This window comes from Pseudophaeobacter sp. EL27 (assembly GCF_900313025.1).
In the GTDB taxonomy this organism is placed as follows: Bacteria; Pseudomonadota; Alphaproteobacteria; order Rhodobacterales; family Rhodobacteraceae; genus Pseudophaeobacter.
In genome coordinates, this window is record NZ_OMPQ01000013.1 from 410,938 (window position 1) to 424,665 (window position 13,728).

A 13,728-nucleotide genomic window follows, 5' to 3' on the forward strand; every position below is an offset into this window, starting at 1 on the left:
CATCCGGCGTACAAAACGCCTTTCACCCACTTCGCCCCCACTTGGCAGAGAATGTTTGGAATGGTCAAGCCTATCGAAGCAACAAGCCTGCTATGGCGGCAAAGCTCCGCCTCTCCCGAACAGCAAAAAGCCCTGCATAGCAGGGCCGAAGCTACAGCAAAGTCAGTGAAACAAACCCGCTCATACCATAACACCAAAAGCCTTGATGCGCTTAGGCGACGCGGCGGTTGATACGGGGAATTTCGGAGCGCACAAGTCCCTGTCCCGGTAAACGTGCCGTCATCGCCAGATCACAATCAACCTGACGCATGGCACCTGGGGTCGCAAAAAGCTCCCGAAGCAGGGTATTGGTCAGCGAGTGACCCGCCCGGTCGCCAACATAGCGACCCAGAATTGGAGCCCCGGCCAGTGCCAGATCCCCCAGTGCATCCAGCATTTTGTGGCGAACGGGCTCATCCGAGTGACGCAGCCCTGCGCCACTCTCGACACGGCTGCCATCAAAGACAATTGCGTTTTCACCGGGCACACCGCCCAGAGCCAGACCATTGGCCTGCATCGCCTCGACATCCGCGCGACAGCAGAAGGTGCGGCTATCACAAAGTTCACGCACAAAGGCACCATTGCGCAGGTCCAGAACCCGGCTCTGGCGGCCGATGGCCTGCTCGTCGAAATCAATATGGAACTCAATCATCAAGCGATCGCAGGGCAACAGTGTTGCCGTTGCCCCGTCCTTCTCAACCGTCACGGGCTTCAGGATCTGGATGGCCGATACCGGGCTACTTTGACGATGGATACCTTGGCGCATGATACCGCGCACAAACACAGCAGAGGAGCCATCAAGGATCGGAACCTCGGGACCGTCGATTTCGATCAGTGCGTTGTGGACGCCGCAACCCGCCAGAGCCGCCATCACATGTTCAACAGTCGAGACCTGAACACCGGCTGAATTTACCAGCCGAGTGCACAGCGCGGTGCGCTCCACATGATCCCAAAGAGCCGGAACAATGGTGTTGCCCAAAGCGATGTCAGTCCGTTTGAAGACGATGCCGTGCCCAGCCGCAGCCGGGTTGATGACCAGTCCTGCCGTTTGACCTGAATGCAGGCCAACCCCTTCAAATGTCACTGATGCTTTAAGCGTATTTTGCACCTTGTGCTCCTGATCACTATGTCCGGCGACAAGCGCCGTGTTGGTAAGACAGGTAAGGATTTCACAAAAAAGCCACAACTCAATCTTTGTAACGGATTGAAACATCGCTGTAACAGATAGGCAAAACACTGCTCAGACATACATATATCACTGTTTTAAAAAGAAAAAAGGCCGCCCGAAGGCGGCCCCTTAATCTCTATTAGTGAAAGATTAATTTGCTTGACGGCGCAGGAAAGCAGGGATTTCGATACGATCCTGCTCTGCATCAGCCTCTTGTTGCTGAACTGGCTGTGGTTGCGGCGCTGCCGCCTGCTGTTGAACCGGCGGCTGCTGGCGCATGGGCTGCGGCTTTGCGGCCTGTGCCTCAGCGGCGCTTCCTGTCATCCGGTGGATCAGGGAGTTGAGACCAAACCGGCGTTGCTCTGCCTGTGGCTCAGCCTCATGCGCGGCAGATGCCGCAGCAGGGCGCTGCTGTGGTTGCTGGGCCGGAGGGGCCTGAACCGGGGCCTGTGTCGACACAGGCTGTACCGGTGCGGATTGCGCCATGGGCTGCTGCCCCTGAGCACGGGCCGCGGCGGCTTGCAACCGCACGATGGCATCCGCCGAAGGCGTGCCAGGAGCCGGTGCCTTGGGTGCTACAAACGAAGCGCCGGGCTGCTCATCAACCGCTTCTGCCTGCGGCTGGAAAGCTGGAACCTGAGGCTGATAGGCAGGCTGCGGCAGCCCATCCTGACCGGTCGGCTCGATCTCTTCAAAAATGTCTTCCGCCTGCTCCTGGGCGGCAACCTGCTGCACGTCCAGGCTTTCGAACAGGGAGGGTTCCTGGGCCGCCGGAGCGGGCTCAGCAGCAACCTGAGGTTGCTCAACCGGGGTGTTCAGCTCCAGTGGCGCTGGACGCGACTGCTCAACGCTGACCGATTTTTTCAACGGCGCCGACATGGGGCGACGCGGGACCGGCATTTCGGTCATCACATCTGTTGCATCGATCCCTGTCGCCACAACAGAAACCCGCATCTGGCCTTCCATGGCGGTATCCAGGGTGGACCCAACAATGATATTGGCCTCCGGATCCACTTCCTCGCGAATGCGGTTGGCCGCCTCATCGAGCTCAAACAGGGTGAGATCATGTGCGCCGGTGATGTTGATGAGAACACCCTTGGCACCGCGCAGACTGATTTCGTCGAGCAGCGGGTTGGCAATGGCTTTTTCAGCCGCCTGAACCGCGCGATCTTCGCCCTCGGCCTCGCCGGTGCCCATCATCGCCTTGCCCATCTCGTCCATCACGGCACGCACATCGGCAAAGTCGAGGTTGATCAACCCGGGACGGACCATCAGATCTGTCACACCTTTGACGCCCTGATACAGAACATCATCGGCCATCGAGAAGGCCTCGGTGAAGGTGGTCTTTTCATTGGCCAGACGGAACAGGTTCTGGTTGGGGATGATGATCAGCGTATCCACGACCTTTTGCAGGGCTTCGACACCCTCTTCGGCCTGTTTCATCCGCTTGTTGCCTTCAAACTGGAAAGGCTTGGTGACAACACCAACGGTCAGCACACCCAGTTCCCGCGCGGCCTGTGCAATGATCGGAGCCGCACCGGTCCCGGTGCCGCCGCCCATTCCGGCGGTGATGAAGCACATATGTGCCCCCGCCAGGTGGTCAACGATCTGCTCAATGCTTTCCTCGGCTGAGGCAGAGCCAACGGAGGGGCGCGCACCAGCGCCAAGCCCCTCGGTCACTTTTACTCCCAGCTGGATCCGGCTTTTTGCCGCGTTTTGTTGCAGGGCCTGAGCATCGGTATTGGCGACGACAAAATCGACACCTTCCAGCTCTTTTGCGATCATATTGTTGACCGCGTTGCCACCAGCGCCACCGACACCGAACACGGTGATCTTAGGGGCCAGTTCTTCCTGCCCGGGCATCGAAAGGTTCAATGTCATGCTCTTTCCGCCTGTTTCATGAGCCCTCCCGCAAGGGCTATTCCTGTTTTTCCGCTTCAATCCTACCGTGAAGCCGGAGTCTCGTCATCCCAAAAAACGAAATCTGCCACAAAATATGGCTCGAATTAGGGGTTAAACCCGCAAATCTCCGCTCATGCAGGCAGATTTGGTAGAATGCCATCCATCCCGCCACAATAGAAATCAGGCCCAGCGCCGACAGCGCCAGGGTTCAGAGGTTCAAATTGTACGGTTGCCTTCTGCTCGGCAATTTGGCGTCACTTTTTGCGACTGTTAAATCTTTGTTATCCGCTTTTCCCAGCCCTGTCACCCGGCTCATCCCAAGTTTTCCACAGGCTGGGGATATTTTTTTACGGCTGTTACCAATTATCCCGAAACCAGCGCACTGCGCGGCTGAGTGAACGGGAGGAATGACGGTCAACTGGCGTTTCAAAATCCCACCACTCGTCCTGCGGATGGGCCGCAAAGAGGCTCAGCCCGACAGCCGCAGCAAAGCCGGGTCCGGTGGCAGATTGTGGCAGACCGTGGACGCGCAGGGGCCGACCCAGACGCACTTGCTGGCCCAGAATACGGCTGGCCAATCCATCCAGCCCCAAGATCTGGCTGGAGCCGCCGGTGAGAACGATCTGTTGGCTTGGAAGGTATTCGAATCCGGCGGCATCAAGCCGCGTGCGCACCTCCTCGAGGATTTCCTCGACACGGGGACGCATGATGCCAATCAGTTCTGCACGGCTGACAGTGCGGCGGTCATGTTCCCAATCTCCCGTATCGCCACCGATGTCGATCATGTCCCGGTCATCCACCCCGGTCGCATGAACGCCACCACAAAAGGTCTTGATCCGCTCGGCATTGGCCATGGGGACGCCCAGCCCCATGGAGATGTCACTGGTGATGTGATCACCACCCATGCGCACCGCATCGGCATAGATCATGTGTTTTTTCATAAAGACCGAAATCGAGGTGGAGCCACCGCCCATATCAATACAGGCCGCGCCCAGCTCTTGCTCGTCCTCAACAAGCGCCGCATAGCCGGAGGCATAGGCAGAGGAGGCAATCCCGGCCAGTTCCAGATCACAGCGCTGAATGCAGCGCACCAGGTTCTGCACCGTGCCGGTATCCACCGTCAGCATATGCATGTCCACCGCCAGGGTCTGCCCCAGCTGCCCGCGCGGATCCGCAAGGCCTGAGCGATTATCCAGGGCAAAGTTCACCGGCTGCGCATGCAGCACTTCACGCCCCACGCCATATTCCGGCACCTCACAGGCGGCCAGCACCTGCGCGATTTCCGCTTCAGAGACCTCTTGGCCGTCCAGTTCCAACTGTGCATCCAACCCGTAAGAACGCGGATTGGCGCCAGAGAAGCTGGCAATCACATGATCCACCCGGACGCCGGCCATCTTTTGCGCCGCCTGTACGGCGGTACGGATAGCCCGCTCGGTCTCTTGCATGGCGGTGATTTCGCCAAACTGCACCCCGCGTGACCGCGTGGTGGCCGCGCCAATTACCCGAAACCCGGATTGCCCTGCCAAAGAGCCAATGGAGTTATCCTCGCTGAGGCGGTTGGAGCCATCAAAGCGCAGCACCAGACAGGCAATTTTTGAACTGCCAATATCCAGAATGGCCACCACACCGCGTTGCATCGCCTGACGGCGCATCTGCCGCATCGCGCGCTGGGACTGATAAAGATCCGTCATCTTACAATCCACCTTCGTTCAATTCTCTGATGCGCCACCAGTTTTCCACTGCATTCTCCGTCATTCGAACCGTCGGCCTCGCCGCAATCCGCATATCCACCACAGCGACATCGCGCTCCAGCAGATCCTGTACTTCGCTTACCACAATCACCCGCTCCAGCGCCTGAACCGGCCTGTCCTGCGGCAACATAATGCGTTGCCTGCGGTCCAGAACCACATCCCAGCGGCGCTCACCTATGCGGACCAAGCCGCGCAAACGCCCGCCAAGAGGTCGCGCGGTTGCAATCAGGTCCAGCGCCTCAGCCGCCATAAGATCCGCCGACTCCCCGGCAATCAGCGGCAAGTCCGGATGCATGGCCCGCCGACCCAACTCGGCCACATGGGCGCCGGTCTCGTCCAACAGAGCCAGACCTTCGTGGTTGCGCCAGATCATCGCCGGGCTGCGTTCCTCGACGTCGATCTGTAAAATCCCGCCAGGGCGAATACGCACATTTGCGGCCTTTACCGGTGCAAGGCTCTCCACCTGAGTGCGGATCTGCGCCAGATCGAGATCAAAGGAGCTCATCGGGAAATCAAGCGGCACCACCTCGCGTACATCCTGCGCCACCGAGGCACCCGCCCCATCAATCGCCATGACATTGACCATGAACTCGGGCCGTTCTTCGATTGCCGCCCGCAGAGACAAGAGAGTGTCGTGCACCATATGGCGCCGCGTCTCATCCGCCAGGAAAGCACCGCCCGCAGCGACCATAAGACAAAGCGGCACGCCAAATTTCAGCCCAAAGCGAATGCCGGGGGTCAACATCCAGCGTTGCAACCGGTACTTCAGGCGCGATGGCGCCGGGTCCGCCTGGTTTTTCTTGCCGGTGATCCGATCCTTCAGCGCCCGCATGATGCATCCTCCACCAACAAGGCACAGAGCGCGCCAAAGGGCACGCCGCAATGGGCCGCCTGTTCCGGGGCCAGCGATGTAGGTGTCATGCCGGGCTGGTTGTTTGTTTCCAACAGGATCAAACCCTCAGCGCCTTTGCTCTCGTCCCAGCGAATGTCAGTGCGGCTCAATCCGCGGCAGCCAAGAGCGCGATGCGCGCGCAGCGCATAGTCGCGGCACAGATCGCGGATATCGCTGGGAATATCAGCCGGGATCACGTGACGCGACCCACCAGCCTTGTATTTGGCGTCATAGTCGTACCAGCCATCGGTCAGGATATCGGTCACCTCAAGCGCCGCGTCACCAAGCACCGAGATGCTGAGCTCACGTCCCGGCGCAAAGGCCTCAACCAAGACCTCATCGGGCATATCGGCGGATAGGGCTGGAGGGCCATTGGCGGCCTCATGCACCAGATAGATGCCAACGCTGGAACCCTCGTTGTTGGGCTTTACCACATAGGGGGGGGGCATGACATGATCAGCCATCACCGCCTCTTTGGCATAAAGACCGCTTTCCATGATCGGCAGACCCGCCTCATGGAACACCATTTTGCTCCGCTGTTTATCCATCGCCAGGGCTGAGGCCAAGACACCGGAATGCGTATAGGGCAGACCCATCCATTCCAGCAGTCCCTGCACGCAGCCGTCTTCACCCCAGCGGCCATGCAGGGCGTTAAAAACCACATCTGGTTTGGCAGTCAAAAGCTGTGCGTAAAGATCCGGACCCGCGTCCAGCTCTACCACGTCATATCCTTCGCCCCGTAGTGCGGCTGCGCATTCACGCCCACTGGACAGAGAGACCTCTCGTTCGGCTGAGGGCCCGCCCAATAGTACCGCCACTTTCGGGAGTGCTCTGCTCGACTCACCCACGATAGCGCCTCAAAATTATCGGGCTTTTCGCCCTTGGTTATTGGAGCCCCACAAAACGGGCCCACTTTATTATCGGGTCGTTGCCCGCCGTCTGTTGGAGCTGAATAGCTCCTGAAATCTCATCCCTGCCAACGACTGCCTAGGTCGTAGAAAGGGTCAAACCCCGCGCAACGCGGGGACCTTGGTGCCATCATAACGCCGCAAGTCTTACCGGGTTATTAACAGTACCTTTACCATGTTTAAGATCGCTTTTGATCCCTGCCACGCCACAACGGCGAAAAATCCCCCCAGACCAAACCGGTAATGGTTTGAAAAGGTGGTATGTTTTCGAATGTTACGACGTCAATCTTGCTGCTCTAACAGGGGTTCTCCGACCCTCATGATTTCCCATTCTAGCTCTATGCCGGAATTGGCGTAAACCTTTTTTCTGACATCTTCACCCAAAGTTTCCAGATCTGCGGCAGTTGCGCCACCCGTGTTGATCATAAAGTTGGAGTGTTTCTCGCTCATCTGGGCGCCCCCGACCTTGGCGCCGCGCATTCCGGCGTCGTCAATCACTTTCCAGGCCTTCAGATCCTGCACATCATCCACCCGGCCCGTCGAGGAAAACCCGGCAGGATTGCGAAAGGTCGACCCGGCAGAGCGCTCTTTGGTGGGCTGAGTCTCATCACGTTTTATCAGCTGCGCTTCCATGCGGGCATGCAGCGCCTCTGGCGCGCCATTGCTGGCACGCAGGGTGGCCGAAACCAGCACCGCGCCCTCAGGTAGGGCGGTCTGGCGATATTGGAATTGCAAGTCATCTGCGCTGATCTCGTGCAGGGTGCCATCACGGGCAACAACCTGGGCCGAGACAAAGTGATCCGCGATATAACTGCCATAGCAGCCGGCATTCATTCGCACCGCGCCGCCAATAGAGCCGGGAATGGTGCGCAGGAATGTCAGGTCCAGGCCCGCGTCAGCAGCCTTGCGCGCCACATGGGCATCCAGCACCGCTGCACCCACTGTGACCAGATCACCCTCGATCGAGATCGTGTTAAAGCCTCGCCCCAATCGAATGACAACCGCACGCAAGCCCCCATCGCGTACGATGAGATTAGAGCCAACCCCCATGGGAAAGACCGTCAGATCCGCCGGAACCTCGGCCAGGAAATGTTGCAGATCCTCGACATCGGCAGGCTGAAACAGGTAGTCAGCCGCACCGCCAACCCGCAGCCAGGTCAGATCAGACAGGGCGCGATTGGGGGTCAGTTTGCCGCGTACAGATGGCATATTTTCAGTTTTGGGTTCAGACATGTTCATAGCCAGTCCATAAAGCGCAAGAAAGTATTGACCAGCAGGCCAAAGCAGAAGGCGATCAAAGTTGCAAGCCAAGCGACAGAAAGGAAAGTAGTTGCAAAAGCGAATCCTATTCTGGTCCCATCATCACTCCCTCCCATTTCCATGTTTGGTAAAACCGTGACGTAGTAATCGTAAAGCCCAAACCCACCAAAAAGGAGCGTTACCCCGGCGAAAAGAGCGAAGAACCACCGGGCCTTTCCCGCCAGTCCGAGCAATGCGCCGATGACCAAAGACAAGCCAAGCCAAAACATGACTAGTCCCCTTTATCTCCAAAAGTCGAAGCGCCCAAACCGCGCAGCCAGCGCCCCAGATAGACCAGCGGCCAACGCAGCACGCTCATCCCGGCACAGAGCACGCCCAACCCCCACCAGGGGCCGTTTTCATAGACCACATAGCCCAGCAATGGGATGCCAATTGCGATCAAGATATAGGCACGGCGCCAGTGATTATCCTTGCTGGGGAGCATGGCCAGAAGATTGGCCAGCAGCGCCCAAACCGCAGCCATGGTCAGTGACAAAGTCATTGCGACCCCTCCTTTGGTTGGCGCCACTTAGCCCAGTAATATTTGACCGGCCGGCGGTACATCGATGCAATGGCAAACAGGCCAAAGGCCACGGCCATCCAGCCCAGTTCAATTCCCATCCAGATCAGCAGCACCGGTGCCAGAAACAGCAGGATGCGACCGGGCACAAAGTGCCGTTCAACCGGCAGCATGGCCACGGCCGTGGTGGCCAGAACCCAAAAAATGCCGGCGATCAGGCTCACATCCAGCCCCCAATAGCGGTGCCAAGCGCCAGTAGTGACAGCAGCAACCCCACCACAGGAACCGCCATTGGTACCTGAAACGGTGCCTCGGGCTGGCGGCGTTTTTGCAGAATGAGGGCCAGGTTCACCAAAACAAAGACAGAGAGCAGCGTTGTTGAGGTCGCCTCGGCCAGCTGGGCAACCGGCAACCAATAGGCCACAACGAGAACGGCGAGACCAATGAGCACAGTGGCACGCACTGGGGTGCCAAATCGCGGATGAGCATGACGAAAGGCGGCCAAGCCGGTGGTCCGGCCTCCCAATCCGTAGAGCACACGCGACGCCATGACGATCTGCGCCAACACCCCATTTAGGGCCGCAAAGACCGCAATAGCGGACAAAAAGCGCGCATTGCCCCCCTGGGACTGCTGCCAGACCAGCGCCAGCGGGCTTTGCGATCCGGCCAATGCCTCGAGTGGCACCGTCCTTACCGCGGCCCAGCAGACCAGCGCATAGATCACCGAGGTCACAGCCAGAGAAATGACAATTGCTTTGGGCAAAACGCGGATTGGGTCGCGCACTTCCTCAGCCATATTGACGATATCTTCAAAACCGATGAAGGCAAAAAAAGCCAGTACCGCACCAAAGGCAATCCCCGTGGCCACACCCGGCGTCACGAGGGACTGGGTCAGATCCGGGGCGGCAAGCCAATCCGGACTGGCGGAGGTAGAAAACCCCGCCCAGACCACCAGGGCCAGGCCCAGAACCTCGATCAGGGTAAAGACAGCCACCAGGGCAAAACTTTCGAGCACACCGACGATGGCAACCAAGATCAACGCGACGCCCATGCCAACAATGGCAATCTCCGAGCCCAGGCCTGTGGCGGCGGCAAAATAGCCAGCACCACCGCGCAGCACCGCCCCGGCAGAGACCGTCCCTGCCAGCACCACGGCGAGCCCGACAAAAACGGCAAATTTCTTTGAGTTGAAGCCCTGCCCCACATAGGCAGCCTCCCCGGCGGCTTCGGGCAGGCGAGAGGAAAATTCAGCATAGGACAGCGCCGTCGGTGCTGCGATCACCCCGGCCAGTAAGAAAGCCAGCGGTGCCAGCACTCCCGCTTCCCCTGCTACAGCCCCCACCAGAACATAAATTCCGGCCCCCACCATGACGCCAATCCCATAGGCGGTCAAAAGACCTAATCCGATGCGACGCTTCAGATGTTCGCTGCTGGACTGGCTCATGGGAGAGATTTCCTTTGCTCTAGTAAAGGGTCACTTTTTCTGCAATCGATCTGGCAGACCATTGGCCCAGGCGCTGATGGTCCCGGCCCCAAGGCAGACAACCATATCACCAGGGCGCGCCTGCTCGCGCACCAGGCGTTCCAGATCATCCTCATCCAGCAGCGCACGTGCGTGACGGTGGCCATGGCGGATCATTCCCGCGACCAGATCATCGCGGCTGGCGCCGGGAATAGGATCCTCACCCGCAGCAAAGACTTCGGCGATGGCGACCACATCTGCCTCGTTGAAACAGGCGCAGAAATCTTCAAACAGATCTGACAGGCGCGAATAGCGATGCGGCTGATGCACTGCAATAACCCGCGCTCCCGGGGTGTCAGCAATGGCTTGGCGCGCAGCTTTCAGCACCGCGGCAATCTCCACTGGGTGATGGCCATAGTCGTCGATTATGGTGACGCCATCAACCTCGCCCACCTTGGTAAAGCGGCGATTGACGCCGCCAAAATTGGCCAGGGCCTCGCGGATTTCACTGGTGTTCATGCCCAGGTGCCGGGCCACGGCCACAGCGGACAGGGCGTTGGACACATTGTGATCGCCGGGCATTGGCAGGCTGCACCCTTCGATCACCATGTCTTCCGACTGAAGGTGGATATCAAAATGCGCCACACCTGCCTTATAGGTCAGATTGGTCGCACGCACGTCAGCCTGAGCATTAAAGCCATAGGTCACAACCCGACGATCGGAGATCCGACCGACCAGAGCCTGAACCTCGGCGTGATCGGTGCAACAGACCGCCACGCCGTAAAAGGGGATATTGGAGACAAACTCGTGGAACCCATCCCGTAGTCTGTCAAAATCACCCCAGTGCTCCATGTGCTCGGGGTCGATATTGGTGACCACCGCAATGGTGGCGGGCAGGCGGTTGAAGGTGCCGTCGCTCTCGTCGGCCTCGACCACCATCCATTCCCCCTGCCCCATGCGGGCATTGGAACCATAGGCATGGATAATGCCGCCATTGACCACGGTCGGGTCGAACTTGCCGTGTACCATCAGCTCGGCCATCATGGTGGTGGTGGTGGTTTTGCCATGGGTGCCGCCAATGGCGATATTGGATTTCAACCGCATCAGCTCTGCCAGCATCTCTGCCCGGCGCACCACCGGCAGGCCACGACGGCGGGCCTCGTCCAGCTCGGGGTTGCCGGGTTTGATGGCTGAAGAGATCACAACCACCTCAGCCTCAGCCAGGTTTTTCGCCTTTTGCCCGACAAAGACCAGCGCGCCCAGTTCTTCCAGCCGCTGGGTGATTTTAGAGGATTTCAGGTCGGAACCCTGCACCACATAGCCCAGGTTCAGCAGCACTTCGGCGATGCCGGACATGCCAATGCCGCCAATGCCAACAAAATGGATGGGGCCTACGTCACCGGGCAGTTTGGTTGCAGGGTTCATACTTATCCTTCCTCAGCCAGTTGCTCGACCAGAGCCACCAATCTCTCGGTGGCATCGGGAACACCGGCGCTTAATGCGGCAAGCGACATCTGCATGGCCGCCTGCGGGTTACTCAAAACTGCCTCGATTTGCGCGCTTAACGCGGCGGCGTCAAGGGCGCTTTCGGGGATCAGAATGGCACCGCCGACATCGACCAGCCCACGGGCATTGGCGGTCTGGTGATCGCCAGTCGCTGCCGCATAGGGCACCAGAATGGAGGGGCGGCCAATGACGCTGATATCCGCCACCGATGAGGCACCGGCCCGGGAAATCACCAGTTGGGCTTCGGACATGCGCGCGGGCACATCGTTGAAGAAGGGCTGCACATCCGCCGAAATGCCCTGTTCGGCATAAAAGGCGCTGACACGCTCCATGTCCTCATCGCGGGCCTGATGCGAGACCCGCAGATATTGGCGGATCTTTTGTGGCAGCGCTGCAATGGCCGCAGGCACAACATCCGACAGGATCCGCGCGCCCTGGCTGCCGCCCATCACCAGGATCGACATCGGGTAGGCGCCCGGCTCGATATACCCTGCACCTGCGCGTTCCATCACCGCGGCGCGCACTGGATTGCCCACATGTTCATGTGGCACGGTGTCCGGCAGATCGGTCGGCCATGTGCCACAGGCAACCCCGGCGACGCGGGTAGAAAACAATTGGTTCACCCGCCCCAGCACACCGTTTTGTTCATGGATCATCCGCGGCAGCTTCAGCAGGGTCGCCGCGCCCAGAGCGGGGATCGACGGATAGCCGCCAAAGCCAATCACTGCGTCAGGACGATCACGGCGCATCTGCCAGGCCATCGACAGCACACCGCCAGCAATCTTGGGCGCCACCATGGCCTTGGCCAGCAACCCGCCACGGGCAAAGGTGGCAGAGGACACTTCAGTGATCTCGGTGGTATGGGGAAAGCCGCCAGTATAGCGGGCGCCGCGCGCATCCGTTGACAGCTTCACCCGCCAGCCCTTGCGTAGCATCGCCTCGGCCAGGGCCTGGGCGGGAAACATATGTCCACCGGTGCCACCGGCCGCCATCAAGAGCAGTTTCTGTGTCATATCAATCGCGCTTCTTTGCTTGGGTCTGGCCCCCGTGATCACTCCGGGGCCAGTAGTTTTAGGTCTTAGGGGCTCAGCCGCGCCCGCGGCCACGCAGGAAATCGGCGATCTCACCCTGCGGCCTTGCGCGGGTAAAAGACAAGAGCATCCCCAGGGCAATCCCCCCGGCAATCAGCGAAGACCCGCCGTAGCTGACAAAGGGCAGCGTCATGCCTTTGGCGGGAAGCAAGCGCACGGCCACGCCCATGTTGATCATGGCCTGCACACCAAACATACAGACCAGGCCCGTGCCCGCCAGACGAATGAAGGTATCGCGTTCACGCATCAGCCGAAACAGCGAGCGCACCACCACCATGGCATAGAGCCCGATCAGGACCAGTACCAGGATCAGCCCGTATTCCTCGGCGGCGACAGCGACGATGAAATCCGTGTGGGCATCCGGCAGGGACCACTTCACCTGACCCTCACCAACACCAACTCCAAACAGCCCGCCTTCGCGGATCGCATTGGTGGCATAGCCCATCTGAGTGGTGGGATCGATTTCAGGGTTGAGAAAGCCATCAATACGGCGGGCAAAATGTTCGGAATTGGAATAGGCAACAACACCGCCCAGAACCACCACACAGGCCATACCAACAAGCAGCAGCATCGGCGCGCCCGCCACAAAATACATCACGCCCCAGCCAAACAGGATCAGACAGGCCTGGCCAAAATCGGGCTGCAGCACCAGCATCATCACCACGGCCATACAAATCCCAAAGGAAATCAAGGTACCGGGAGGACCATTGATTTGCTGGCTCGAGGAAATCATCCAGGCCGCAACCACAACAAAACCGGGCTTCAGGAATTCTGAGGGCTGCAAGGACGCAAAGCCAAGCGAGTACCAGCGCACCGCGCCTTTGCCAAAATCAGTGCCCAGAATGGGCAGCAAGGCCAAGGCCAAAAAAGCACAGGCAAAACCAACAACCGCCAGACGGCGCACCAATTGCGGCGACATCATCGAGGTCAGGATCATCGCCATCAGGGCAGTACAGCCAAAAATCGCTTGCCGCTGCACATAGTGGAAATTATCAAACCCGTTGCGCTCGGCCAGGGGCACCGAAGCCGCCAGCCCCAATAGCAGGCCCAACACAAAAAGCGTCAGAATGCAGGACATGGACCACTTGTCCAAAGTCCGCCACCATTTGGGAAGGATCGGTTCACCTGTGGGTACAGGAACCGCTCCATAGACCATCTCAGTCATTGGATTACCGCCAGTCTTGCCTCAA

At 59.2% G+C, this 13,728-nt stretch carries 13 protein-coding genes; all 13 read right to left on the bottom strand.

Features of this window, described 5'->3' with window-relative positions; translation table 11 throughout:
- Positions 1–211 precede the first annotated feature (211 nt).
- The 13 genes from lpxC to ftsW all read right to left on the bottom strand — a co-directional run bounded on the left by lpxC (position 212) and on the right by ftsW (position 13,703).
- The gene (lpxC, locus tag ED661_RS17085) at positions 212–1,147 is read right to left on the bottom strand and encodes a UDP-3-O-acyl-N-acetylglucosamine deacetylase (RefSeq protein WP_122075508.1); all 936 of its coding nucleotides are present in this window, start codon (positions 1,145–1,147) and stop codon (positions 212–214) included.
- 210 nt (positions 1,148–1,357) lie between these two features.
- A complete protein-coding gene (ftsZ, locus tag ED661_RS17090) occupies positions 1,358–3,088 on the bottom strand; it encodes a cell division protein FtsZ (protein ID WP_122075330.1) in 1,731 nt (576 codons plus the stop codon).
- A gap of 377 nt (positions 3,089–3,465) precedes the next feature.
- Positions 3,466–4,800 (bottom strand): cell division protein FtsA, encoded by a 1,335-nt coding sequence (ftsA, locus tag ED661_RS17095; RefSeq protein WP_122075332.1) that lies wholly within the window; start codon positions 4,798–4,800, stop codon positions 3,466–3,468.
- Between the two features lies 1 nt (position 4,801).
- Entirely contained in the window at positions 4,802–5,692 is an 891-nt protein-coding gene (locus tag ED661_RS17100) for a cell division protein FtsQ/DivIB (RefSeq protein ID WP_122075334.1), read from the bottom strand.
- The gene (locus tag ED661_RS17105) at positions 5,680–6,600 is read right to left on the bottom strand and encodes a D-alanine--D-alanine ligase (protein WP_122075336.1); all 921 of its coding nucleotides are present in this window, start codon (positions 6,598–6,600) and stop codon (positions 5,680–5,682) included. The genes ED661_RS17100 and ED661_RS17105 overlap by 13 nt, the downstream gene beginning before the upstream one ends.
- A gap of 342 nt (positions 6,601–6,942) precedes the next feature.
- The gene (gene murB, locus ED661_RS17110) at positions 6,943–7,893 is read right to left on the bottom strand and encodes a UDP-N-acetylmuramate dehydrogenase (RefSeq protein ID WP_122075510.1); all 951 of its coding nucleotides are present in this window, start codon (positions 7,891–7,893) and stop codon (positions 6,943–6,945) included.
- Positions 7,894–7,895: 2 nt separating this feature from the next.
- On the bottom strand, positions 7,896–8,189 hold the full coding sequence (locus ED661_RS17115) for a hypothetical protein (RefSeq protein ID WP_122075338.1): 294 nt from the start codon (positions 8,187–8,189) through the stop codon (positions 7,896–7,898).
- A gap of 2 nt (positions 8,190–8,191) precedes the next feature.
- On the bottom strand, positions 8,192–8,461 hold the full coding sequence (locus tag ED661_RS17120; protein WP_122075339.1) for a DUF2484 family protein: 270 nt from the start codon (positions 8,459–8,461) through the stop codon (positions 8,192–8,194).
- Complete coding sequence (locus ED661_RS17125; RefSeq protein ID WP_122075341.1) at positions 8,458–8,703, bottom strand: DUF2484 family protein; 246 nt, start codon at positions 8,701–8,703, stop codon at positions 8,458–8,460. Before ED661_RS17125 ends, ED661_RS17120 begins: the two co-directional genes overlap by 4 nt.
- Positions 8,700–9,923 carry an APC family permease gene (locus ED661_RS17130; protein ID WP_122075343.1) on the bottom strand — a complete coding sequence of 408 codons (1,224 nt, stop codon included), beginning with the start codon at positions 9,921–9,923 and terminating at the stop codon, positions 8,700–8,702. The genes ED661_RS17125 and ED661_RS17130 overlap by 4 nt, the downstream gene beginning before the upstream one ends.
- A gap of 30 nt (positions 9,924–9,953) precedes the next feature.
- Complete coding sequence (gene murC, locus ED661_RS17135) at positions 9,954–11,366, bottom strand: UDP-N-acetylmuramate--L-alanine ligase (RefSeq protein WP_122075345.1); 1,413 nt, start codon at positions 11,364–11,366, stop codon at positions 9,954–9,956.
- A 2-nt stretch (positions 11,367–11,368) separates the two neighbouring features.
- Positions 11,369–12,460 carry a UDP-N-acetylglucosamine--N-acetylmuramyl-(pentapeptide) pyrophosphoryl-undecaprenol N-acetylglucosamine transferase gene (locus tag ED661_RS17140; protein ID WP_122075347.1) on the bottom strand — a complete coding sequence of 364 codons (1,092 nt, stop codon included), beginning with the start codon at positions 12,458–12,460 and terminating at the stop codon, positions 11,369–11,371.
- 73 nt (positions 12,461–12,533) lie between these two features.
- Entirely contained in the window at positions 12,534–13,703 is a 1,170-nt protein-coding gene (gene ftsW / locus ED661_RS17145) for a putative lipid II flippase FtsW (RefSeq protein WP_122075349.1), read from the bottom strand.
- Between the last annotated feature and the right edge of the window lie 25 nt (positions 13,704–13,728).